Genomic DNA, 20,586 nt, shown 5'->3' with positions numbered 1-20,586 from the left:
TCCTCTCCCTAAGCGATAACAAAACAGTCAAGTCAGACACCACCTGTCGCGGGGTGGAGCAGCCCGGTAGCTCGTCAGGCTCATAACCTGAAGGCCGCAGGTTCAAATCCTGCCCCCGCAACCAAAATCTTCAATAAAACCAAAGACTTCAATGTTGAGCGTTTCGCTTGTGTATAAGCAAACGCGTTTACCTCAACAACAACTCAACGTTACACGAGGCCCCCATCGACGGGCCAGATGATCGCGCAGAACGCGGCAATCATGCCGCCGCCCTGCATGCCGGTTCAAGCCAAGCCCAGATCTCCGCAGTGACCTCCGCGAGCGGCCGCCCGTCGAGAGCCGTGCCCCCAGAGTAGGCCCGCCACTGCGTCATCTTCGCTAGGTCGGTCGAGAACTCCACCGACAGACCGATAGGGCAGGCGGCTGGAACAATGGTATCGCGTCGAGCGAAGGTTCCTCTGATCGCGGCAGTGAGGTCGCCCATGTCGATGTTGACGGACTTCGGCAGCGTCCACAGATCATATAGATCCTTCATCCGGCTGTTCGCCAAGCCCAGCGCCACCACGGCCTGAAACTTCTCGGCGATGACTGTTGCCGGGGAGTAGGCACGGATTGATGCGGCAGGGAAGTCGAGCAGGGATCCATACTCAATCTCGAATTGCGGATCCGCCAGGGCATCGCCGAAGCCGAGGTCCACGGTGATCGGTATGCGCGTGCTCCCGAGATATGCATCAGTCCTAAGCCGCATCCCTCCATAGATCTGGTCTTCCCGAATGGCGACGGCCGTCAGGCTGGCCACGTCGTAGACCAGCCCATCGCCTCCATCGATGGCGAGGATCCGAGAGAAAGCGATCTTGAGCTCGGCCTCCTCATCCGAGCCGAACGCCAGGAAGTCGATGTCCCGGGTAAAGCGGCCAGTGTCGGCCGTCCACAAGGTGACGAGCATGCCACCCTTCAGGACAAAGCGGTCGCGATATTCGGAGACCGACAGCCGGTACACCAGTCGTTCGAGGCCGAAGGCCACCAGCACCACATCGAACAGCTGACCTTCAGCACGGGCAAAGTTCAGCAGACGCTGACGCACAGACGCCGCGATATCTTTTGGCTGCTTAGCCATTGGATGTCAGGGCCTCCAGATAGGGGCGCATCTGGTTCCACGCGCCGTTCTCGCGAGCGGCTGCAGCAAGCTGGCCTGCTGTTGCCTTCCTGGCACTCAGGGCGGCCTTGATCGCTTCAACGGCTACAGATCGGTCAACAAGCTTCGGGTTCCGGAATGCGTCTGCAATCGTCTTGGCGATGGAATAGACCCGAACCTCCGCCTCCCCGATCCGATGGACCTCAGTGCCATTGGTCAGGTAGGGCTCACGGAAGCGCACGATGCGGATGCGCGGGTATTCGATCTTTGGTGCCCAGTCCTTGGCGCCGATCGCGATCCATACCCGGCGTGGAAGTTGGTCGGTCAGCTGATGAAAGGATAGAGCCGAGGTCAGGCAGATGACGGCCTTGGGTGCGAGCTTGGCGATCTCGATCAGCCCAGCATGCAGGTCTGGCTCACTGTCGGGCAGCTGATACAGTCCCCGCCCGATCCGCAGCACCACGCCGTCTGCCACCGCTCTGGCGATGGTGGTTCTGCTCACGCCGATGGAGGCCAGATCCCTTGAACGGGCTGGCGTATGAACTTCCATGTAGTCGATCATGCGGGCGCGCTGGCCCTGATCCGTCGCAAGCATGGTTACAAAACCTCGGACACAAGTGCATCCTGTCCTGGGTTTTGTAACATTCTGCTCGGCTTCAAGCAACCTGCGCAGATCCCCATTCTACGGCGTCATCATGATCAATCACCGCAAATATTGCGGAGATTAGACCCGCTATTCTCCGCACGACCGCTCCGTAGGCGGATTTCTCCGTTCCATGACCCTTGGAGCGGATGGCACCCGGATCACGAGAAACGGCTGATCCGTCAAATGCGGTTGCGCGCGATCACCTCCGCGGCCGAGGACGGGTGGTAGGTGGCTTCTGGGGCGCTGAACGCAGTGAGAAGTTCCACCTGCAGCTGCGTAAAGGCCGCGGCCTCCTGGCTTGCCATGTCGCGCCGGATCAGGTCTTCAACATAGGCGCTGACGGATTGATAGGGCCCTGCGTCGCTTACCATCAACGCCAGGAACTCGTGCAGCTCATCATCGATTTCCAGCGTCATCGTTCTGGGTTGGGCCGCCATTGGTCTCTCCCTCCGCGCTGTCAGCTTGAGCCTCGGCGACCTCACGGCCGCAGTCGGGACACGCAGTCTCTGTCCTTGAAAACGCAAATCCGCACTCGAGGCATGGCTTCAGATCAGTCATGTCCTCCAGGAAAGCACAACGCTTACACAGCGTCTTTGTGTGCTTCAGCGACAGATACTCCCGGAAATCCGCAAGCCATGCGAGAATCGCTCCGCGCTTCCAATCGCCGTCCCAGTTTGTCGCCTTCTCACGCCAAGCCATATACTTTCGCGCGCGGATACCGCGTTTCTGCGCTGCTGTGAGGGCCTCCTTCTTTCCCGGAACTTCGAAAACGTGACCGCAGTAGCCCCGACCGACCGGGCTGTTGCATATCCACGTCGCCGCCTTTTTGCGAAACTGAATCGAAAGGCTAAAGCATAGAGGGCAGCAGTCCCGAATTTCCGGAACTACGGCGTCTCGGATCGCGTAGCATTCTTCCCGCAACTCAGCGCGATAGTCGTGGGCAGGTTCCCGTGACTCATATTCAGCCTTGGCCTTGTCCAAATAGGGCTGAACGCGGGGTATTCTCACCGTGTGCTGCAGAACAAGTACAGCTTCATGGTCGGCGCCGCATGTTGCGCATTCCGAGCCAAGGAATTGAACCCTGGTGCGCTTCCAGTTTTTCCAGTGCCAAGGCGGGCCATGCTTCCGTCTTGCGACGAAGATTTCGCGCGCAGCTTCCTGGCCCGTCATGGTCCGCTTGTCGAGGGCGTCTTGAACACGCTGGAACTCAAAGGGCCATTCAATCATGAGACAATACCGCTGATCGAGAAAAACGCGCCTCGGCTGAGAAATTGGTGCCTAGGCCCACGCTTTGTCATCATTGGCACGCTCGCGGTTGATCAAGCAAGAGAGCGTAATCGCTCAGCATCTGGACCATGACCGCGCCTGCCGGAAAAGCCTCTACCTCGTCGCCTGCAGGAGAGCGGCTCGATCATGCAGATCGCCGCCTTTAGAAGTCTGTCTCGACGTATACCCCGGCGCAGTCGTAGGCGACGGCGGCGGCCGTCGCGCCGGTGTTCAGGAACAGCCGCGGCGACAGGAACTGCGTGTTGGCGGGCAGATCGGCGGTGATCTCCTGCTCGAAGACCGCGCCGGACACTTCGTCGACGACGCGCACCCAGACGGAGCTTCCGTTCGGCGGCGCGGCGATGAACAGGGTCAGCACCCCGCCTGTGGCGATACCGAAACTCGTCCCCATGTCCGTCAGGGTGGGCGCGCCGGTCCCGTCGTTTGCGACCAGTTGCCAACGGGTGTGCGTCCCGCGCTGGAAGCCGATGCCGATGCAGTTGATGGCCGCGGCGAGCGTCAGGGTTGTGGCCAGCGCGGCGGTCGATCCATAGAGGCCGAAGAACCCCATCCCGGTCGCCTGCAGCGTCGTCAGCGAAATCCGCGTGACGAAGGTCCAGCCGCCTAAGCCCGCCGCATTGCCGCGCCAGCACGCCCAGCCTGCGGATCGCTGGTCGGCGACCGAATCCACGACGGCCGCCGAGGTCAGGCGCCAGCGTCGCATCGAGGCGGCCAGGTTCGTGGCAGCCAGCGTTGGGTGCGACACGGTGCCAACCGAAGTGATGGGTAGGCCCTCGGTCGTGATCGTGGTGCTGACGGAGGGGGACCAGTTGGCGATGCGGTTCACCCCGAAATGCGGCTGGAGCGGAAAGTCCCGGCCAGAGGGGCGCATCACGTCGATCCACGGCGCCCCGGCGCGGTTGCGCGCATAGAGGGCGGCCTTGCCTGCGGGCGGCGGCGATGGCGCTGCGGCCAGACCTGGCAAGACGGTGGGCTGCGGCAGTTCCACCTGGCCGTTGGTCCGGTCGATGCGGATCGCGTCGAAGAAGGCCGAGCCATCCGGGCTGACCTTGAAGCTGAAATCGTCATTCCCGAGCAACCCGATCAGCGCCCGCGCCGAAAACCCGGTCTTGAAGGCGAAGGCGGCATCGTTCCCGGCAGCGGCCTTGTTAACCGTCGCCTCGATCCCTGCGCCCGCATTGTTCATCAGCACGGCGGGTGTGTTGATCGACAGACGGTTGAAGCTGTCAGCCGACGCCCCACCGAGGCCCAAGCCCAGCGCAGTGACATTCGCGGCGGCCGCGCCGATCGCTGTGACGCTGGCGGCGAAGGTGACGGTTGGCGTGTTGATGATCGTGCTTCCCAGCGCCCCGGCCGTGGTTGAACCGAGGTTGATCACCGTCGTCGATCCGGCTGCGCCGCCGGTGCCGAGGTTCACCGTCTTCGTGACGCCGGTCGTTGTGGCCCCGGTGCCCATGCCGTAGGTGGCGGTCGTCGTTGCCGTGCCGATGGTGGCGCTTGCCGCCGACACCGTCACGGTTCCGGATGCAGTCAGCGTCCCGGAAAACGTCTTGTTCCCGGTGAAGGTCTGCGTCCCCGCGAGGATCGCCAGTTCGGACGATGTGTTGGGCAGCGTGAAACTCCGCGTGGTCCCGGCGCTGATCCCTGCCAGCGAAAAGGTCGCCTTCTTCGTCGGGTCCGCATCGTTCACCAGGCTGAAGACCGCGTCCGAGACGTCGCGCGGCTCGCCCACGACCTCCCAGGCGCCGCCGGTCCAGACGAGGAACAGCCCCTCGGCCGCGACCCAGACCAGCCAGCCGGTGCGTGGCACCAGCCTGATCCATCCGCCATCGACCCAGAAGGCGATGTTCAGGTCCCACCCGGACCAGAGGCCGGTCGCGCCGGAGGCCACCAGATGGCGGTTGCCGTCGGCCGCACCGGCCGGGGGCACGGTGCGCGTCCGGTCAAGGACCGAGAGCTGCACCATGGCGTCCAGCAAGCGCAGAGCTTCGTTGTGGGTGACATGCTTCTGGGCTTGGGCCGCCAAGAGGTAGGGCAGGCCCAGATGGGTCGTGGTGTCGGACATGGAGGTTCCCGTGGGTTGGGATCAGAATTGCAGCGTCACGGACGCAGGCGTGCCGCGGCCGAGGCGGTTCGAGAGCTGGTAGATGCGGATGGCCAGCGTCTGGCCGGGCCCGAGCGGTGCGCCCCAGTCTGTGATCTGCTGAGCAGCGGTGTAGAGGACGGAACTCGTGCTGCTGGTCAGCGTGCGCTTGACGGCGGCCCCGTCTAGGATCTGGATGTCGTAGCTCTCGATGTCCTCGGCCAGCGGCACCTCGACCTGTTCCCAGGCATCGGCGACCAGTGCGCGGGATCGGCGGGTCCAGCGGATGGTCAGATCACCGGGGAGGCGCGCCCGTCGCCAGGGCTGTTCGACATGGACGGGGGCGAAGGGCATCAGGCCCTGACCGGTGGGCGTGAAGGTCTGCGCGACATAGGAGGTGTCGCTCACGGCCCGGTATGCCGGGCCGATGCGCCAGTTCCAGGGCATGCCGATTTCGGTCTCCGCGACGCCCAAGGGCACAAGCGCCCCGTCAAGCACCACCACAGGCGTGCCTGCGGGCGCGGGATTGCGGATGGCGGCCTCCGTTCCGCGCTGGCCACGCAGAAGCCGCGTCAGGTGATAGCGGCCCGGCTGCACCAGTTGCGCCGCGCCCGCCTGAAGGACTTCCCAACGTCCCTCCGAACTCTGGAGGGCGAAGGCATTCGCGCCGGAGAAGAGGAGCTGGTCCGTCACGGAATCGAGCGTCCCGCCTTCGAGGTCGAGGACCATCGTATTGCCAAGATCGAAGCGTGACGTCGGACCGGCAAAGAGGTCGGCGGCAAGCGTGCCGATCCGGGCGCGCGCGCCGATGATCGTGGCAAGTTCAAAAGCATCGAGCGTCGCGCTGCGATAAACGGCGAGGCTTCCGGGCCATGGATCGGCAAAGGCCGCAACCAGCGGCTGGTGGGGCGCCTGATCGGGGCGCAGTTGCGGCAGGTCCAGAAGCGCTATGGCCGCCGATCCGACCAGCGCGGGCGTTGCAGGCACGGACCCGCGGCGATTGCCGGGCACGGGATCGTAGGACCCCTGATCCTGCCGTGTCGCCTCGACCGTGCGGGACGTGCCGTCCGCAATGCCGGTCAGCCGGAATTCCATCAGACGGCCGTCATGGTCGAGGCTCACCACATCGAGCGGATCGAGCGCGAGGCGGGATGGCGGAAGGCGGAAGGCAGCGCGTTCGCGCCCCACCCAAGCCTCCATCAAGGCGCGGCGGCAGCGCTGTTCAGCGAGGTCTGGTGCGACGGCGAGGGGGAAGGACTCCGAGGCGATCCGTGCGGAGGCGACCGTGATCCGCCGCGCCTCGACCTGTGCGGTGTCATAATCCTCGTCGGCGCGGGCGACGGACCATTTGAGGGCCTGGGGAAGCTCGGTCTCCTGCCCGCGCGTCAGTTCGAAGGGCTCGCCATCACGGGCGGCGACGAGGTCATCCACGCTGAGCGTCACAAGGGCGGGTCGCCCGCGCATCAGGAAGCGCATGACGCCTTCGCTTTCCACCGCATCGAACCCGAAATGCCTGCCCAGCATGGAAAGCGAGGCGCGGGCGCTCTCAAGGTTGCCGATCACATAGCCATCGACCGAGCCGGTGAGGTTGCCGACGTCGATCTGCGCCTCTTGCAGCCCCGCGCGCAGGCAGAGCGCGCGCACCAGCGCGCCGAGGCCAGAGCCGATGCGGCCGGGCAACCAGTGGCCAAGGCGCCAGTTCTCGCCATCCGACCAGATGTTCGACCGTTCGGGGAAGAAGGGATAGGGGCGCGCGTCCCAGGTCCAGGCCGCGCAGTTCGACACATGCACCATCCGCCCGCCATAGACGGAGGAGACGGGGTTCTTCGACGGGTCCATCCAATGCTGATAGGTCGCCTCGAGATAGGCGCGCTGGATCGCGTCGTCGCGGAACCCCCGCGAGAAGTAGGGGCGCTGGCTCTCGGCCGATTTGGGGTCGACGAAGACATTGGGCTGGTTCGTGCCGCGGTCGATCGCGGGGCAGCCCAGTTCGGTGAACCAGATGGGCTTGGACTGTGGCACCCAGGCGGTCGGTGCGCCGCTTTCAACGCCGCCGGGGCGGTTGACATGCGGGTTCGACCACCAGGAGATCAGATCCTTGTAGCGAAACACCCACGGCTTCCCCGCCGCCCCGTCCGTGATCGGCGTTCGGATCTGCGCGGCCCGTGCCGCGTCCGAGGCGTAGAACCAGTCGAACCCCTCGCCACCGGCGATGTTGGACTTGAGGTAGTTGCGGTCGTAGATCGAGGACCAGCCAGCCAGCGCATCGAGATGGCCCGAACCGTCGCGCCAGTCCGAAAGGGGCATGTAATTGTCGATCCCGATGAAATCGAGATTGCCGTTCGACCAGAGCGGGTCGAGGTTGAAGAACACATCGCCCGTACCGTCCCCGGCATGGTAGCCGAAGTATTCCGACCAATCCGCGGCATAGCCAAGCTTCGTCCCGGCCCCGATGACTGTGCGCACCTGCCCGAGAAGCGAGACGAGCCCCGCCACCGCCGGAAACCCCGTCGCGCTGCTCCGCACCCGTGTGAGGCCGCGCATCTCGGTGCCGATCACGAAGGCATCGACCCCGCCCGCCGCTTCACAGAGATGGGCGTAATGCAGGATCATGCGCCGGAAGGACCATTCACCGGGCGGCCCGGTGAAGGCGACGGTCGTGCCTGAGACGGAATACTGCGCCGCCGTGGCAGAACCCATGAAGGCCGCAACCTGCGCGCCAGCCGCCGCCGTCTTGTCCACGGTCCCGGCAAAGCCTGCGGCCGGAGAACAGGTGATCCGGCCGCGCCACGGAAAGGCGGGCTGGCCGATGCTTGCGGCATTGGCGCTGTAGGGATCGGGCAGGCTGTTGCCGGGGGGGACGTCCATCAGGATGAAGGGGTAGAAGGTCACGCGCAGCCCGCGCGCCTTGATCGCCTGAATGGCCTGTACCACCGAAAGGTCCGAAGGCGTGCCGCCATAGACCGGGCGGCCTTCGGCATCCTGCGACACAAGATGCGCCTCGGCACGCGACAGCCCGTTCACCGACCATGAGACCGGTGTGGTCTCCTTCGAGGCGGTCTCCACCCCCGGCTTCAGCTGGCAGGACCCGAGGCGCAGGTCGGTTCCGAACCAGGACACGACCAGCGTGACGCTCTTCACCGCGGGCAGCATCGCCTGCAGCTGGTCGAGCGCGAGCAGGATATCCGGCACATCGGGGTCGGCGTTCAAGTTCTCTGCCACGCCCGACCGGACGGCGAAACCCGATCCGACCTGCCGCCGGACCGGCTCGGTTGCGTAGGCGAACTCGCCCGAGGCCGGGATCAGTGTGACGGCGGGCAGGATGCCCTCGACTGTCTGCGGATCGACGAGGGGGCGGAAGACCTCGAAGGTGATCTGCGGGATGCGGTTCCCGAAGGCGGTGAGCAGCATGTCTTCGAAGAGGACATAGGCGACACCGCGATAGGCGGGCGCGGCACCGGCGCCCATCCGGGCGGCGATGAGCGGGTCCGCGCCCTGGCTTTCGTTGCCCGGATACCAGCGCCAGGTGATCCCCGACATATCGAGCAGGTCGCCATCCGCCCAGACGCGCCCGATCCCGGCAATTGGCCCTTCGCAGAGGGCCACGGCGAAAGAGGCGTAGTAGAGATATTCGGTCGTGGTGGTGGTGACGTTCGCGCCGCCCCCGCCACCCTTGCCACCGCCGCCTTGGGTCTCGGTGGTCACGCGGGTCTCTTCCCGGAAATCCGTGGCCCAGATGATGTTCCCGCCAAGGCGCATGCGGCCGAAGAGGCGCGGGATGGCCACACCTTCGGTGGAGCTTGTGACCTTCAGGCTCTCAAGCCGCTGGCCGGTGATCTGCTGGGTCTGATCGGGCATCAGCCCGCCAAGGATATAGCTGTCGACGACCGAACCCACCGCCGAGCCGATCAGCCCGCCGATCACCTGCCCGGAAAGACCGAGGACGGCCCCGCCGAACCCTGCGCCGATGCCAGCGCCGACCGCGCCCAGGACGAGTGTTGCCATGTCAGGCCCCTGATGCGGGAAAAAGGAAGGCGAAGGCCAGGCGCCGCTGCCAGGCCTCGGTGAAGGGCTGTTCGATCACGCCCAGCCGCTCGTAGCTGTGGATGAAGTCGGAAGGGCCGGTGAGGATGCCCACATGTTTGGCGATGGCGCGCGGGCGCATGCGGAAAAGAAGAAGCGCGCCCGTCGTGGCATCGCCCGGGGCAATCTCGGGCATCATGCGGCGCGCGCCATCAGCCAGAACCTCGCGCTGGCCGATCTCGCCCCAGTCGCGGGAATAGGGCGGGATCGGGAAGGGTTCATCCCCGACAATCTCGCGCCAGACGCCGCGGGCAAGGCCGAGGCAGTCGCAGCCCACGCCGCAGAGGCTTGCCTGATCATGATAGGGCGTGCCGAGCCAGCGCCGCGCCGCCGCAACTACCGCCATAGGGTCGGCGCCGGTCACAACACACCCCCGGTGTTCCCGCCCGACTTCGTCGCGTAGCGCAGGACCGTGTCCTGCCCCGGAATATGCGGGAAGCCGCGGAAGTTCAGGATATTGGCGAACTTGGTCCGGCAGGTCGCAGCACTCTTGTCGCAGCCTGCGAGGATGGTGAAGGCATCCGCGGCGGCGACGGCGCGGACGGGGGCTTCCAGCAGGGTGATGATCGCCGCCCCGCCCGTCACCTCGTGGCCTGAGACTTCGACCCGTCGCCCGGCATTCGCGCCCGAGGTCCATTCGATAATGCCGAAGGTGAACCAGCCCGCCGCAAAACCCCCAAGCCCTGCGGTCGTGAAGGTCCGATCCCGGAGCGGCACGAGCACGGTGCCGGTCGCCCGGTTCGAGGGTGTAGCCAGGTTCACCCCGCAGCGCGCATCGCCCAGCGCCGCGTCGCAACTCGCCTGAAACGTCCGACCGACCGTCTGGCCAAGGAGATGTGCGAGGGATCGCATCTCTGCCGTGAAGGCCACGCGTCCCCTGCGGATCTCGCCGATCGCCCCGGCGCGAAGGAGTACCCGCTCGGCAGGCTCCGTCCAGTTGACGCGCCAGACCTCGACCGCCGCATTGTCCCACCGGCCGTCGAGGATATCGGTCTCGGTGATCCGGTCGGAGGAGAGCACGCCGTGCGCATCCTGTGCATCCACGGACAGGTCAGAGCCAGACCGCACCTCTGACGCCGTCAGCCCGCTTTCCGGCTCGAACTCGGTCCCGTCGAAGGTGAGCGTTCGGTCATGGTCGGTGAAACCGAAGGTCACGCCATCGGAACGGGTGATCCTCCAGCACCAGGCGAGCGTTGTCGTGCGCTCGTCGAGATGGGCCTGCAGCGCGGATGAAAGGGCCTTCATCTGCGCCCCCAACCCCGCCAGAGCGCGATCGAGGCCAGCGCCGAGGACACGACACCGCCTGCCGCACCGATCAGGGCGTAGAGGTTGAAGGGTCTGAGGTCGAAGGTCCCGGTCGCCAGGTCGAAATCCGCCAGCCCCGCCATGGCGAGGCCGGAGGCGACAAGGCAAGCGAGATAGACGAGGCCGCGGGCGAAGGTCCAGTTCATGATCTTGCCTTTCCTGTGAAAAATTCCATCAGCCGCTGCCACCACGGCCGGGTGCCAGACGATTGGTTTGGCACCGATATTGGCAGGGGCGGCGGCACCGGCGGGCTCGCCGGGCGTAGCAAGGACAGCGCCTCGGCCTCGCTGAGCCGACGGATCGGTCGCGAGAAATCGACCCTACCATTGCTGTCGACCGACCAGACCGGGATGGTGCCGGTCGGGTAGATACCTTTCCCGAAGAGGTCGCGTTCCGCCTCGCGCCGGGACCGGATCGCGGCGGGCTTGAGCCAGCCCATGAAGGCCGCTGCGGCCGCGCCGCGGTTGCCCGCGTTCAGGTGGCGCGTCAGCGCGGCCTTGGCGATGCCGCCGGTGTTGTAATGGAAGGAGACCAGCGCATCGAACTCGTGGGGTTGAAGCGACACCTTCACGGCGCGCAACACCTCGGCCTCGTAGGCCGCAAGGTCGGCGCGGAAGAGCCGGAAGGCTTCACGGATCCCGGCTTGCGTGTCGGCGGGCATGCCACGTGGCATGCGCGCCGGATCGGGCGGACCAGCGGCGGCGGTGTGGCCGATGCCAAAGGTCCAGACGTCCTTCACGTCAAGATAGGGTCCGGGCACGACCCCTTCGTGCCGGATCAGGGCGAGAAGCCCCCGGTCGGTGGTCTGCATAGCGGTGGTCCTTTTGGGGAAATCAGGGGGCGTCGTGGCGGCGCTCGAGCGCGGCGGTCAGCGCTTCGATCCGGGCGAGGATGTTGGCAATCCGCTCGTCGATGACGGCGATGCGGCGGTCGGCCTCGACGATCTGGCGGTGGTAGAGCGGTGAGGCGGAGAGCAGTTCGGCCACCCGTGCCTCGAGCGAGGTCAGGCGGGTGTTCTGCGTGCCGGCCCACCAGATCGCGGCCCCGGCTTGTGCCGAGAGCGCAAGGGCAAGGCTCAGGTAGGCGGCCAGTGCGCCCATGCGCACGGTCGTGGGTTCGGACATGGGATCGGTCCTTCAGAGGCGGAGTTCGATGAGGGGGATCGAGGTGATTGACCCGAGACGTTCGAGGTCGAGGGTGACGTCGAGGGCGTCGGTGTCGAAGCGGACGGGGACGTCGAACTCGAAGCCCGCGGTGATGGCCACGCCCAGGGCCGGGGCGGTGGTGAAGGTGACGAGGCCGGTTGCGGTGGAGACCGACCAGCCGGAAGCCTGCGGCGTGCCGTTCAGGGCGATGGTCACGGTCCCGGCGACGGGCTTGCTGATGGCGCGCGTCCAGGACTGCGCGCCGGAGGTGTAGCGTTTGGCCAGCTGAAAGGTGTTCGTACTGCCGTTGCCGGTGCCGATGGGGTGATCGGTTGACGCCGGGGTCTGCGACGGCAGGCAGGACTTGAAATCGGCCCAGTCCTTGAAGCGGAAACCGTGGAGGCGGCCGTTGCGGGCCTCGAAGAAGGCGACGACTGCCGCCAGATCGTCGGCGCGGCGGATACCATAGGCGACGTCGTAGCGGCGGCGCGAGTTGGCCCAGCTCGCGTTGCGCTCCTCGGCACCGCTTGCCAGTTCGACGATCTGCGTGCGCCGTTCCGGGCCACCGCGCGCGCCTCGGCTGATGTTGTCCGGAAAGCGGACCTCGTGAAACGCCATGGCTGATCCTCACATGCCGCGCCGCCCCAGCGACACGGCGCGGGCGATGTCGCTGGCGACCTGTGTCCGGGACTGGCGGAAGCTCTCGGCGTCGCGGGCGTTGAACGTGACATTGACGGTCGAGACGCCCGCCTGGCCGTACCCCGCCGCCTCGCGCCGGGAGAGAACCCGCTCCCCACGTTGCAGGATCGCGGGCACCTCATCGGGCCGCAGCCCGGCCCAACCGCCGCTGTGCATGCGCGGCGCATGGGCGAAGGCCAGCGCCGGGACCATCCGGCCGGGGCCAGCGGCACCGACAATGCCGCCCGCATGCAGGATGTTGGCGAAGATCCCGCCCGCCCCACCCATGGCGCCGGAAAGGGCATTGGCGATCGGACCGAGGATGAAGCGACGGGCCGCGAGCTTGGCGAGATCGGCGATCATTGAGGTGACCAGATCGCGGAAGTCGAGTTTGCCGGTCTTCACGAAATCGCCGATGGCATTCTCGGCGCTCTGGAACGCGCCCACCAGCGCGCTGCCGATGTCCCCGCCGATGTCGCGCGCCTTGGCGGCATAGTCGGAGAGGGCCGCCGTGACGGCTTGCCAGCCAGTGAGGGCCGCGTCGGCACCCTCGGCCGCAGCCGCCCCGGCGTCGCGTGTAGCGCTGCCAGCGCCATCGGCGGCGGCCGCCGTGTCGTTCAGCCCCGTGGTCAGCGCGTCGGCTGCACCAGCCGCATCCGCAAGCGCGGTCTCGGCTTCCGTCCCCGTGCCGGTCACCGCATCTTTCAGCGCCTGCCAGCTGGCGAGCGGCCGACTGGCGGCATCAGCCAGCATCCCGGCCGCCTCGCGATAGCCATCGGCACGGGCGCGGGCATCGTCGGCCATCGCGCCAAGCCCGAGATCGGGCGGTTGGAGATAGGTCCGCGACAGCGCGGCCGAAAAGGCGTCTGCAGCGGCAGCGCCTGCAGCCGTTGCCGCGCCCTCGAAGGGGTTGCTGATGCGGCCGAGTTCCACCGGATCGAGGATACCGATCCTCACGCCACCTTCACCGGTGGCCCACTCTGGCAGCAGGGCCAGCGCCGCGTTCAGGGTCTCGATGAAGCTGTTGATGCGCGTGACGACGCCGTTCAGCATTGCCTCGACACCGGAGATCAGCCCGTTCGCGGCCTGGAAGGCGAAGTCGCCGATGGCCCCCGGCAGACTGCCCCAGATTGCGACCGCCGCGTCATAGGCCCCCTGGAAGATCGCGGCTGTCCGGTCGCCGAAGCTGACGACGCCCGCGATGGTGCCCTCGAGGGCCGATAGCCCCGCCGCCTTCAGCCCCTCCCATCCGGCCGCCATCCGCGCCAGCGCCGCGTCGAGCGACAGACCGATCCGCGACCAGACCTCGCGGGCCAGATCGCCGAGCAGCCGGAAGGCTTCGCCCACACCGCCGACACGCGTCACCAGCTGCGAGAACTGGTAGACCAGCTCGCCCGCCCCGACGATCACCGCGCCGATGCCGGTCCGGATCAGGGCACCGCGCAGGAATACGAGTGCCGTCGCAAGACCACGCACCGACAGGGCCGCCGCCGCCAGTCCTGCCACCCAGCGCCCGGCCATGACGGCCGCAAAGGTCGCGGCATAGGAGGCGAGACGGCGGAGATTGCCGATCAGCCCGTCGATGGCCGAACGGAGGATGCCGCCATCGGAGGCCAGGGCAACGAAGGCATTGGCGAGCGCCTCGATGGTCGGAGCGACAGCCACGGCGATGCGGTTCCGGAGACCATCGAACACGAGGGATACGGTACCCAGCGCCATTTGCGTGCGGCGCAAGGCTTCCAGCGCATCGCTGTCCAGAATCGCCCCGAGGTCCGAGGCTTGGTCACCCAGACGGGCCATCTCGGCCCCGCCGTTGCGCAAGAGCGGCAGCAGACGCGTGGCGTCCGAGGCCATCGCCTCCAGATAGAAGGTCATCTCCTGCTGGCTGAGACCGGCGCGTTCCAGCGTGTCGACGTAGAGCTGCAAAGCCTCCGGCCCTGACAGACGTGCGAATTGGTCGGCCGTCACGCCCACGCGGGGCGCGACATTCTCGAAGAAATCCGCCATCGGCCCGCCGCCGGTCTGGAGGAAGTCGCCCACCCGGTCGTTCACGTCCTTCAGGATGTCCGCCAGTTTCTCCTGCTCGATCCCCACCGTACGCGCCCCGGCCGACCAGCGCTGCAGGGCCTCGGGCGTCGCATTGGCGACCTGCGCGAACTGCCGGATCTGGGCGGCGCTCTCGGCCGTGGAACGGACGATCAGCCCAAGCGAGGCTGTGGCTGCCGCTGCTGCGGCCCCGAGTGCGAGGCCCGCCCGGCGGGCGAAGCTGGCCAGACGGGTGTTGGCCAATTCCATCTCGCGCGACAGGCGGCCGAAGCCCTTGGCCCCGGCCTCACCCACGCCTTCCAGTTCGGCGCGCACCTGGCGGCCGCCCACGGCGGCGAGCCGGACGGAGACGCGTTTCTCGGCCATGGGATCAGAGCTCCAGATGGGGTCAGTCGCGGTTGGCTGCGATCTGCTCGTTCACGCGGCGGACCATCACCGCCTCGAGGGCGGGCAGCAGTTCGGCGATAGCAGGCGGGGAGATGCCGAGGGCCGCTCCCAAGGCCAGCGCCGCGCCCATGTCCCAGCCGATAACCGCGCCGGGGATGACCCGCATCTGCCCGCCAAGGCGCTGCGCCAGGTCCCAGACCTGCGCGCCCTCCAGCGTCAGCGGCCGGTTCAGTCGTGCGGGGCAGTCAGGACAGGGTCCGGCGCAGGCCGCGCAGTAGCTTTCGCCCCCGCCGAAGGACCAGTCGGCAAGGGCGATGAGGCGTTTTTTTCCGCGTCCAGCAGGAGAGCCTTGGCGACGTACAGGGTCTGGAACGCCTCGAAGGCAGGCCAGAGGTCGAGGAGCGCATCGATGGCCTCGGGGCTCGGATCGATGGGACTGCCATCGGCGTCGCCAATCCCCTCCCATTCGAGGATCGCGCGCCGCGCCAGCGCCTTGGCCATCAAGAGTGCAGCTTCCTCGGTCGCCGCCCCCTCGGGCAGGTCGGCAATCGCAGGATCGCCCCGCGCCGAGACCATCAGTGCTGTGGTAAGTGGGCGCAGCTTGACACGCACGCCGGGAATGAGTTCGCACCACTGCGGCGCGTTGGTGAGGTCGAGGGTCAGCATGGCGGGCCTTCTCAATAGGTTGCGACGGTGTTGACGAGGACGGCAGTGCACATGCGGGCCGGGCTGGTGGCCTTGGCCGCTTGCCAGTCGAAGGTGGCCTGGATGCCCTGCGGGCCCGGGATCTCGATCCGGGGACGCGGAAGGTAAACGGCGTGCGCGGTGAAGGTGAAGCTGGCGTTGGCCCCGAGGCTCCAGGCGAAGACCAGCTCGCACGGCGTGCCGTCGATGGCCTGCGTGATCAGCGTGGTGTCTGCGAAACGCACCTCCACCCGGCCGGTCAGCGCGGCCATGCCGGGGTCGGCCCCCTCGATGCGCCCGTCCGATCGGATGGTCTCGATCCGATCGAGGCCGTTGGAATAGGTGACCTCGGCCGAGATGACATTGCCGAGCGGCGTGCCATTGCGAGTGATCGCCCCGTTGAAGTGCCCGAAGCGCTGCAGCGCCAATGCGGTGGGCGTGCCAGCGGCCGTGGTGGCCGCGACGCTCTCGCCCTGCGCCACCAGTCGGGCAGTGGCCGTCAGCAGACCAGACCGCACCATCTGCCAGGACAGCTGATCGCAGACGCAGCCGGTGTACATTGCATAGCGCGGCACCTCGGGCATCGCCGTCTCGATGGCCATGCTCGGCAGTGTCCAGTTGCCAGACTGGAAGGTGTGCGTCTTGGGCGTCGTGCCGGTGGTCGTCGGCTGACCGAAGGCCGCCTTCAGCCAGAGGCCGAAGTTCTCGACATCGATCGGCACCACGACATCGCCGTCGGCGGTGACCGCGTCCTTGATCGGGGCAAGCGGATCGCGCCCCTGGCCGAGCAGTTCCGAGGCGATCAGCGGCTGCTCGGAGCCGAGCGTGGTGCTGGCGAAGGGCACCGTCCGATAGCCAGAGGCGGGCGGGGTGCCGTAAACCGTCTCGAACGCAAGCGCCATTTGCGCCCGCGCGCCGTGTGCGCGTGCCATGGGAGTCTCCTTGTGAGTGGGATGTCAGGCCAGAGGGCCGGTCGTGGTGTAATGCAGGACGACGGTGATCACCGCCGCCTTCAGGGCAGCGGCGCCCTCGACGGGCACGTCGACTGAGGCCGGGGCTTCGGGTTCGACCCAGTCGCAGAGGCCGCCAAGTGTCCGGTCGGTCTCCAGAGCCGCGCCGATGGCGGCGATCAGGTTATCGAAGGCGCTGGCCCGGCCGATGCCTGCCTGGACGACGACCTCCAGCTCGGCCCGATGCTGGTAGTGATAGCGCAGCGGCGACAGCGTCACTTCCGGTTCGCCCGGCTGTCCGTCGCGCAGGATGATCAGACCGGCCGCCGGGATCCGCTCGGGCAGGACCTCGTCACGCAGGATGAGGGCAGAAAGCGGCAGCAGCCGCGCGTGCAACGCGGCGAGGACTGTTTCGCGGGTGGCGGGCATGGGTGCACCAATGTTGCGGGTGGCCTGAAGCGCGATCCGGGCCATACAGCCGCTGAGTTCTTGAATGGGTAATGCGTTTGCCTTACCTTGTGTCAGCGAGGTGAAGGAGAATCACATGCTGGCTGAACTCAAGGTCGAGTCCACGCTGACGGACAAGTATCAGACCACGATGCCCGGCGTCGTGCGCAAGGCGCTTGGCCTGAAAAAGCGCGATCGCATCTCCTACACCATCCTGCCTGAGGGTGACGTCCTCCTCCGCCGCGCCTCGGATACCGCGGAAGACCCTGCCATCGGCGCATTTCTCGCGTTTCTGGTAGAGGACATTCGCCAGAATCCCGGCCATGTCCGTGGCCTGGACGCGCCGCTGCGGGCCAAGCTGGCCGAACTCGTTGACGGTGTCGAAGTGGATCTTGATGCGGCGCTGTCGCCCGAAGATGAATGACGGATGCCTCCAACGTGCCGTTGGTCGTGAACGGCTGGACCCTGTTCGCGCACCCGTTGTTTCTTGATCAGGTGTCGGAACTTGCCGAAAAGGTCTCGGCCCTGAAGGCTGCAAACCTGGCTGGCTATCGCAGCAAGAACGCAACCAAGCGCCTTGCTGCGATCAACAAGCTGATCTTCGAAGAAATCCCTTCTGATCCGGCCGACCCGAAGTTTCGGCAGGGCAATACGCTTGGCGACGAGCACCGCCACTGGTTTCGGGCGAAGTTCTTTCAGCAGTACCGGCTTTTCTTCCGCTTTCACGCCGAGAGCCGCATCATCATCTTCGCCTGGGTGAACGACGACACCACGCTGCGCGCCCATGACAGCCGCACGGATGCCTATCGGGTGTTCAAGGGCATGCTGGAGGACGGCGACCCGCCCAGCGATTGGAAAGCACTGCTCGCCAGCGTTCGGTCAGCCTCCGGTCAGCTTGCCGCTTTGATCGAGCAGAAGTGACGCTTCATCCCACCAAGTCGAAGAATTGCCGACCTGGCTAGACGCTGAAGGTACTGAATCTAGTTCGAAGAAATCACGTCCCACATAGCCAGCATTTCACGCATTACGCGCTTGTCCGCATCGGACACAACGTAATCATCGTAGAATTGCTGCCCATTGAAGCGCACCACGGCGCGGTCAGCTTCGGCAATTCGGCGCGCAAGGGACACGGCCGCATCACCACGCAAGCTCGCGAACTCCCAAATCTCGGTATCGTTGTCGCGAAACCACTGACCGACCGGTACCCGGGTTGTCTCGCCATCGATATTGATCGATGCGCTCTCCACAAACAGCCAACCACTCCGGGAGGTGTAGTTGAAGAACAGTTCCATGGTCTGCTGACCGGTGCCGGATTCAATCAGGTACAGGGTCACGTAGTTTCGGATATCCTGATAGCGCGGCGAAGACGGATGCCGAGCCCAGGAGGATCCATCGAACTCGGCAGTTGTCCTGACCAAGCGCCCCTCCAGCGCTCTGGCGGTTCTTTGCAACTGCTCGCGTTCGGCTTCGATGGCCTGCTCGTAACGAGCAACTCTGTCTCGGTACGTCTGGTCTTCTGGATCGATCCTTGCCAGCGCCTGATAGGCGATCAAATTTCGCTCGGCCTGAGCGGCGGGAATGGGCCGGACGTAAGCGGTGACGGCTGCCTCAAGTGCGTCGCGTTCAGGACTTGGGGATGGGGCGAAAGTCTGATCCGCCGCGATCTCGCGCACAACCGCATCGATGTCTGCCCCATCTGCCTGAAGCCGAGTTAGGTAATCTGCAAGCCGGGTATCGGCCTCAGGCAATTCTGCAGGTGATGCAGGCGCCTCTGTCGCGACCATCGGGTCGCCCTCACGGGCCAGAGCGGCGGCGCGTTCACGAGCCGTTTCGAGGTTCGCTCCTTCAATTGCGTCGGCAAAAGCGAGGCACAGTTCGACTTCTCTCGTCCACTCAGGGTTTTGCAAAGAGCCCCAAGCAATCATGACTGCTGCCGCGTCCATATAGGCTTCAGCATCCCGAGCCAGAAACGCGTCGCGGCACTCTGAGCGGGCAGCATCGACATCTTCTTGAGAAGGATCTGCGCTGACAGGAAACGCTAGAAGCGCCATCGCAGGCAGGGAAAGCATGAACTTGCGCATCGCTATAGTGACTCTTCCTTTACCGGTCCGTCGTCAGGCTAACGACGGAGATTTCAACCATCAAGCGAACATGGCAGGTCCGAAATAAGTCCCTGTCCGAATTTGTCACCCATCTCCTCTTGGTGCATCCCCTAGCCAGATTCAGGCCCGGGTCAGTGTTCACCGCCGCTTTTCGGGAGGGGCAGGCTGGTCAGTCGTCGCGGCAGCTCAGCGCGGCAGTGCAGGAAATCGATGATGATCACCTGCTTGATGTCATCAACGAACACCACAAAATGCTGGGCTGGCCGCGCGAAGCGCAGATCCTTGGGCGGGTTGTTGTCGATCAACGCGGTTTAAGCCCACCTGCTCGGTGTCAGCGTTTCGGCATCAAGTCCCGGCACGCGCCGTGGCAAAAGCCCGACGGATGGCATCCTCGCCACGTCCCTCGGCCAGATCCCCGCGCCGGGCCTCGTCCAGACCCGCCGTCAGGCGAGCACGCATATCGGTCATCTCGGCCTCTTCGCGTTCGAGGAGAAGAAGTCCCGCGCGCAAGGCCTCGGACGCGTTCTGATACCGGCCAGTCGAGACCAGACGGTCGACGAGGTTGGACTCCGCTTCTGTCAGGACGACGTTCCGGGTGGCCATGGGAATCTCCGTGTGGATCATGGGCAATATTTGCCGATCCGGCTCATGTGTCGACGGTCTCTTTCAGAACCTGCTCTCCACCCACCCCGCCACGATCCGCCCCGGCACGCCGTCGATGGCCCGCTCGGCATCCCGCGCCAGGTCCAGCCGCTTGCGCAGCTTGACCTGCGGTACGAGGAGGAAGATCGGCGCGGTGACGACGCCCCGGCCGGTTTTCGACCGTGACGCCACCGCGCGTCCCTTGCTGTTCAGCCGTCCCTCAGCCACCAGCAGGCTCGGCCCCCTGCGGCGGTAGATGAACCGCAACCGCAGCCCCGTGCGGCGTTCCCATTCGACGGGTGTGATGCGACCGCCTCGCGTGGATTTACCTGCGGCCGGGGTGGGGATTGCCAACCAGAACCCGTTGCGCGACCGGATCAGCGGCCCCATGTCATGTGCGCCGACGATCACCGGGGCGTTCGACCAGACCAGCGCCGCGGCGTTCAGGCTTTCGCCGCCCTTCGGATATGTGGCGAGCCGGATCGAGTTTCCAAGCCGGGTCCCAAGGCCAGCGCCGGTGATCTGGCCGCTCCAGGCGGATTTCAGGCCCGCGCCCGCCTCGCGCATGGCGGTGGTCACGGCCTTTTCGCCAGCAGCGATTTCCGCTTGCATCAGGGCGGCCAGGTCGGGGCTGATTTCCAGCTTCAACCTCATGCTGGCCTCAGATCGAGGGTCCAGATCAGCCGTTCCCGGTCGCGCAGCGGTTCGCCCTGAATGACATGGCTGTCGGCACCGATGACGATCACGTCGCCCGGCCGCGGGGCGGGCAGGTCGGCCACGCGCACATCGACCACCATCGTGTCGCTGACGAACCGGCCTGCGCCGAAGTCGGTCACGCGATCCGGGGCGCGGCGAATGATGCGGATCGGGCGTTCCTCGGACGTCGTGGCCGATATCCAGAGGGCCGGGGCCGCCATGGAGGCATGGGTGAAGATGCGGTCCATGGCGGCGGCAAAGACGGACATG

At 66.0% G+C, this 20,586-nt stretch carries 24 protein-coding genes and 1 tRNA gene; 3 read left to right on the top strand and 22 right to left on the bottom strand.

The annotated features are described in order from the left end of the window. Nucleotides 1-47: 47 nt before the first annotated feature. Nucleotides 48-124 (top strand) — tRNA-Met (locus GU920_RS19015). 135 nt (nucleotides 125-259) lie between these two features. Here GU920_RS19015 and GU920_RS19010 read toward each other — a convergent pair. From GU920_RS19010 to GU920_RS18935, 17 genes are all read right to left on the bottom strand, one after another. Further along, nucleotides 260-1,117 (bottom strand): nucleotidyl transferase AbiEii/AbiGii toxin family protein, encoded by an 858-nt coding sequence (locus tag GU920_RS19010; protein WP_161768686.1) that lies wholly within the window; start codon nucleotides 1,115-1,117, stop codon nucleotides 260-262. Beyond that, nucleotides 1,110-1,697: a type IV toxin-antitoxin system AbiEi family antitoxin domain-containing protein gene (locus GU920_RS19005; protein WP_201744257.1), complete on the bottom strand. Its 588-nt coding sequence runs from the start codon at nucleotides 1,695-1,697 to the stop codon at nucleotides 1,110-1,112. The genes GU920_RS19010 and GU920_RS19005 overlap by 8 nt, the downstream gene beginning before the upstream one ends. A 263-nt stretch (nucleotides 1,698-1,960) precedes the next feature. Continuing rightward, nucleotides 1,961-2,197 (bottom strand): addiction module antitoxin, encoded by a 237-nt coding sequence (locus GU920_RS19000; RefSeq protein WP_235933421.1) that lies wholly within the window; start codon nucleotides 2,195-2,197, stop codon nucleotides 1,961-1,963. Next, nucleotides 2,178-3,008, bottom strand: a complete 831-nt coding sequence (locus GU920_RS18995; protein ID WP_161768683.1) for a hypothetical protein — start codon at nucleotides 3,006-3,008, stop codon at nucleotides 2,178-2,180. The genes GU920_RS19000 and GU920_RS18995 overlap by 20 nt, the downstream gene beginning before the upstream one ends. A gap of 202 nt (nucleotides 3,009-3,210) precedes the next feature. Continuing rightward, nucleotides 3,211-5,133, bottom strand: coding sequence for a DUF2793 domain-containing protein (locus tag GU920_RS18990; protein ID WP_161768682.1), 1,923 nt, complete (start codon nucleotides 5,131-5,133; stop codon nucleotides 3,211-3,213). Between the two features lie 21 nt (nucleotides 5,134-5,154). Beyond that, entirely contained in the window at nucleotides 5,155-9,156 is a 4,002-nt protein-coding gene (locus GU920_RS18985) for a baseplate multidomain protein megatron (protein WP_161768681.1), read from the bottom strand. Between the two features lies 1 nt (nucleotide 9,157). Then, on the bottom strand, nucleotides 9,158-9,580 hold the full coding sequence (locus GU920_RS18980; protein ID WP_201744256.1) for an NlpC/P60 family protein: 423 nt from the start codon (nucleotides 9,578-9,580) through the stop codon (nucleotides 9,158-9,160). Between the two features lie 14 nt (nucleotides 9,581-9,594). After that, a complete protein-coding gene (locus GU920_RS18975; RefSeq protein ID WP_161768679.1) occupies nucleotides 9,595-10,479 on the bottom strand; it encodes a DUF2163 domain-containing protein in 885 nt (294 codons plus the stop codon). Continuing rightward, nucleotides 10,476-10,685 carry a hypothetical protein gene (locus GU920_RS18970; RefSeq protein WP_161768678.1) on the bottom strand — a complete coding sequence of 70 codons (210 nt, stop codon included), beginning with the start codon at nucleotides 10,683-10,685 and terminating at the stop codon, nucleotides 10,476-10,478. The genes GU920_RS18975 and GU920_RS18970 overlap by 4 nt, the downstream gene beginning before the upstream one ends. Then, nucleotides 10,682-11,350 carry a lysozyme gene (locus tag GU920_RS18965; RefSeq protein ID WP_161768677.1) on the bottom strand — a complete coding sequence of 223 codons (669 nt, stop codon included), beginning with the start codon at nucleotides 11,348-11,350 and terminating at the stop codon, nucleotides 10,682-10,684. Before GU920_RS18965 ends, GU920_RS18970 begins: the two co-directional genes overlap by 4 nt. A 22-nt stretch (nucleotides 11,351-11,372) precedes the next feature. Next, complete coding sequence (locus GU920_RS18960) at nucleotides 11,373-11,663, bottom strand: hypothetical protein (protein WP_161768676.1); 291 nt, start codon at nucleotides 11,661-11,663, stop codon at nucleotides 11,373-11,375. 12 nt (nucleotides 11,664-11,675) lie between these two features. After that, a complete protein-coding gene (locus tag GU920_RS18955) occupies nucleotides 11,676-12,302 on the bottom strand; it encodes a DUF2460 domain-containing protein (RefSeq protein ID WP_161768675.1) in 627 nt (208 codons plus the stop codon). Between the two features lie 9 nt (nucleotides 12,303-12,311). Continuing rightward, nucleotides 12,312-14,774 (bottom strand): phage tail tape measure C-terminal domain-containing protein, encoded by a 2,463-nt coding sequence (locus GU920_RS18950; protein ID WP_161768674.1) that lies wholly within the window; start codon nucleotides 14,772-14,774, stop codon nucleotides 12,312-12,314. A gap of 22 nt (nucleotides 14,775-14,796) precedes the next feature. Further along, nucleotides 14,797-14,961 carry a DUF7697 family protein gene (locus tag GU920_RS19390; protein WP_187644699.1) on the bottom strand — a complete coding sequence of 55 codons (165 nt, stop codon included), beginning with the start codon at nucleotides 14,959-14,961 and terminating at the stop codon, nucleotides 14,797-14,799. A gap of 62 nt (nucleotides 14,962-15,023) precedes the next feature. After that, on the bottom strand, nucleotides 15,024-15,461 hold the full coding sequence (locus GU920_RS18945; protein ID WP_161768673.1) for a hypothetical protein: 438 nt from the start codon (nucleotides 15,459-15,461) through the stop codon (nucleotides 15,024-15,026). An 11-nt stretch (nucleotides 15,462-15,472) separates the two neighbouring features. Then, nucleotides 15,473-16,411, bottom strand: a complete 939-nt coding sequence (locus GU920_RS18940) for a phage tail tube protein (protein ID WP_161768672.1) — start codon at nucleotides 16,409-16,411, stop codon at nucleotides 15,473-15,475. Between the two features lie 24 nt (nucleotides 16,412-16,435). Next, a complete protein-coding gene (locus GU920_RS18935) occupies nucleotides 16,436-16,858 on the bottom strand; it encodes an acyl-CoA transferase (protein ID WP_161768690.1) in 423 nt (140 codons plus the stop codon). Between the two features lie 115 nt (nucleotides 16,859-16,973). Between GU920_RS18935 and GU920_RS18930 the strand changes: the two genes are divergently transcribed. Both GU920_RS18930 and GU920_RS18925 read left to right on the top strand, forming a co-directional pair. Then, complete coding sequence (locus GU920_RS18930) at nucleotides 16,974-17,300, top strand: type II toxin-antitoxin system PrlF family antitoxin (protein WP_161768671.1); 327 nt, start codon at nucleotides 16,974-16,976, stop codon at nucleotides 17,298-17,300. Next, entirely contained in the window at nucleotides 17,297-17,797 is a 501-nt protein-coding gene (locus GU920_RS18925) for a type II toxin-antitoxin system YhaV family toxin (RefSeq protein WP_161768670.1), read from the top strand. Before GU920_RS18930 ends, GU920_RS18925 begins: the two co-directional genes overlap by 4 nt. A 59-nt stretch (nucleotides 17,798-17,856) precedes the next feature. Here the strand turns inward: GU920_RS18925 and GU920_RS18920 are convergent, their stop codons facing one another. The 5 genes from GU920_RS18920 to GU920_RS18900 all read right to left on the bottom strand — a co-directional run bounded on the left by GU920_RS18920 (nucleotide 17,857) and on the right by GU920_RS18900 (nucleotide 20,585). Continuing rightward, the gene (locus tag GU920_RS18920; protein WP_161768669.1) at nucleotides 17,857-18,957 is read right to left on the bottom strand and encodes a hypothetical protein; all 1,101 of its coding nucleotides are present in this window, start codon (nucleotides 18,955-18,957) and stop codon (nucleotides 17,857-17,859) included. Between the two features lie 152 nt (nucleotides 18,958-19,109). Continuing rightward, nucleotides 19,110-19,283: a hypothetical protein gene (locus tag GU920_RS18915; RefSeq protein ID WP_201744255.1), complete on the bottom strand. Its 174-nt coding sequence runs from the start codon at nucleotides 19,281-19,283 to the stop codon at nucleotides 19,110-19,112. A 40-nt stretch (nucleotides 19,284-19,323) separates the two neighbouring features. Further along, the gene (locus GU920_RS18910) at nucleotides 19,324-19,581 is read right to left on the bottom strand and encodes a type II toxin-antitoxin system ParD family antitoxin (protein ID WP_161768668.1); all 258 of its coding nucleotides are present in this window, start codon (nucleotides 19,579-19,581) and stop codon (nucleotides 19,324-19,326) included. A gap of 63 nt (nucleotides 19,582-19,644) precedes the next feature. After that, nucleotides 19,645-20,274, bottom strand: coding sequence for a DUF6441 family protein (locus tag GU920_RS18905; RefSeq protein WP_161768667.1), 630 nt, complete (start codon nucleotides 20,272-20,274; stop codon nucleotides 19,645-19,647). Further along, the gene (locus GU920_RS18900) at nucleotides 20,271-20,585 is read right to left on the bottom strand and encodes a head-tail joining protein (protein ID WP_161768666.1); all 315 of its coding nucleotides are present in this window, start codon (nucleotides 20,583-20,585) and stop codon (nucleotides 20,271-20,273) included. Before GU920_RS18900 ends, GU920_RS18905 begins: the two co-directional genes overlap by 4 nt. Between the last annotated feature and the right edge of the window lies 1 nt (nucleotide 20,586).

Origin of the sequence: Paragemmobacter ruber, assembly GCF_009908315.1 — a bacterium.
Taxonomy (GTDB): Bacteria; Pseudomonadota; Alphaproteobacteria; order Rhodobacterales; family Rhodobacteraceae; genus Paragemmobacter; species Paragemmobacter ruber.
Note: the sequence above shows the minus strand (reverse complement) of the source record. Positions and strands in the feature narration are given on the sequence as shown.

What these genes read in the sequence shown, in the direction of transcription:
- GU920_RS18910 (WP_161768668.1), bottom strand. Translation starts at nt 19,581, where the DNA reads ATGGCCACCCGGAACGTCGTCCTGACAGAAGCGGAGTCCAACCTCGTC.
- GU920_RS19000 (WP_235933421.1), bottom strand. Translation starts at nt 2,197, where the DNA reads ATGACGCTGGAAATCGATGATGAGCTGCACGAGTTCCTGGCGTTGATG.
- GU920_RS18930 (WP_161768671.1), top strand. Translation starts at nt 16,974, where the DNA reads ATGCTGGCTGAACTCAAGGTCGAGTCCACGCTGACGGACAAGTATCAG.
- GU920_RS18945 (WP_161768673.1), bottom strand. Translation starts at nt 15,461, where the DNA reads ATGCTGACCCTCGACCTCACCAACGCGCCGCAGTGGTGCGAACTCATT.
- GU920_RS18920 (WP_161768669.1), bottom strand. Translation starts at nt 18,957, where the DNA reads ATGCGCAAGTTCATGCTTTCCCTGCCTGCGATGGCGCTTCTAGCGTTT.
- GU920_RS18990 (WP_161768682.1), bottom strand. Translation starts at nt 5,133, where the DNA reads ATGTCCGACACCACGACCCATCTGGGCCTGCCCTACCTCTTGGCGGCC.
- GU920_RS18950 (WP_161768674.1), bottom strand. Translation starts at nt 14,774, where the DNA reads ATGGCCGAGAAACGCGTCTCCGTCCGGCTCGCCGCCGTGGGCGGCCGC.
- GU920_RS18955 (WP_161768675.1), bottom strand. Translation starts at nt 12,302, where the DNA reads ATGGCGTTTCACGAGGTCCGCTTTCCGGACAACATCAGCCGAGGCGCG.
- GU920_RS18925 (WP_161768670.1), top strand. Translation starts at nt 17,297, where the DNA reads ATGACGGATGCCTCCAACGTGCCGTTGGTCGTGAACGGCTGGACCCTG.
- GU920_RS19010 (WP_161768686.1), bottom strand. Translation starts at nt 1,117, where the DNA reads ATGGCTAAGCAGCCAAAAGATATCGCGGCGTCTGTGCGTCAGCGTCTG.
- GU920_RS18905 (WP_161768667.1), bottom strand. Translation starts at nt 20,274, where the DNA reads ATGAGGTTGAAGCTGGAAATCAGCCCCGACCTGGCCGCCCTGATGCAA.
- GU920_RS18935 (WP_161768690.1), bottom strand. Translation starts at nt 16,858, where the DNA reads ATGCCCGCCACCCGCGAAACAGTCCTCGCCGCGTTGCACGCGCGGCTG.
- GU920_RS18985 (WP_161768681.1), bottom strand. Translation starts at nt 9,156, where the DNA reads ATGGCAACACTCGTCCTGGGCGCGGTCGGCGCTGGCATCGGCGCAGGG.
- GU920_RS18975 (WP_161768679.1), bottom strand. Translation starts at nt 10,479, where the DNA reads ATGAAGGCCCTTTCATCCGCGCTGCAGGCCCATCTCGACGAGCGCACG.
- GU920_RS19390 (WP_187644699.1), bottom strand. Translation starts at nt 14,961, where the DNA reads ATGCGGGTCATCCCCGGCGCGGTTATCGGCTGGGACATGGGCGCGGCG.
- GU920_RS18940 (WP_161768672.1), bottom strand. Translation starts at nt 16,411, where the DNA reads ATGGCACGCGCACACGGCGCGCGGGCGCAAATGGCGCTTGCGTTCGAG.
- GU920_RS18900 (WP_161768666.1), bottom strand. Translation starts at nt 20,585, where the DNA reads ATGTCCGTCTTTGCCGCCGCCATGGACCGCATCTTCACCCATGCCTCC.
- GU920_RS18960 (WP_161768676.1), bottom strand. Translation starts at nt 11,663, where the DNA reads ATGTCCGAACCCACGACCGTGCGCATGGGCGCACTGGCCGCCTACCTG.
- GU920_RS18980 (WP_201744256.1), bottom strand. Translation starts at nt 9,580, where the DNA reads ATGGCGGTAGTTGCGGCGGCGCGGCGCTGGCTCGGCACGCCCTATCAT.
- GU920_RS19005 (WP_201744257.1), bottom strand. Translation starts at nt 1,697, where the DNA reads ATGATCGACTACATGGAAGTTCATACGCCAGCCCGTTCAAGGGATCTG.
- GU920_RS18995 (WP_161768683.1), bottom strand. Translation starts at nt 3,008, where the DNA reads ATGATTGAATGGCCCTTTGAGTTCCAGCGTGTTCAAGACGCCCTCGAC.
- GU920_RS18970 (WP_161768678.1), bottom strand. Translation starts at nt 10,685, where the DNA reads ATGAACTGGACCTTCGCCCGCGGCCTCGTCTATCTCGCTTGCCTTGTC.
- GU920_RS18965 (WP_161768677.1), bottom strand. Translation starts at nt 11,350, where the DNA reads ATGCAGACCACCGACCGGGGGCTTCTCGCCCTGATCCGGCACGAAGGG.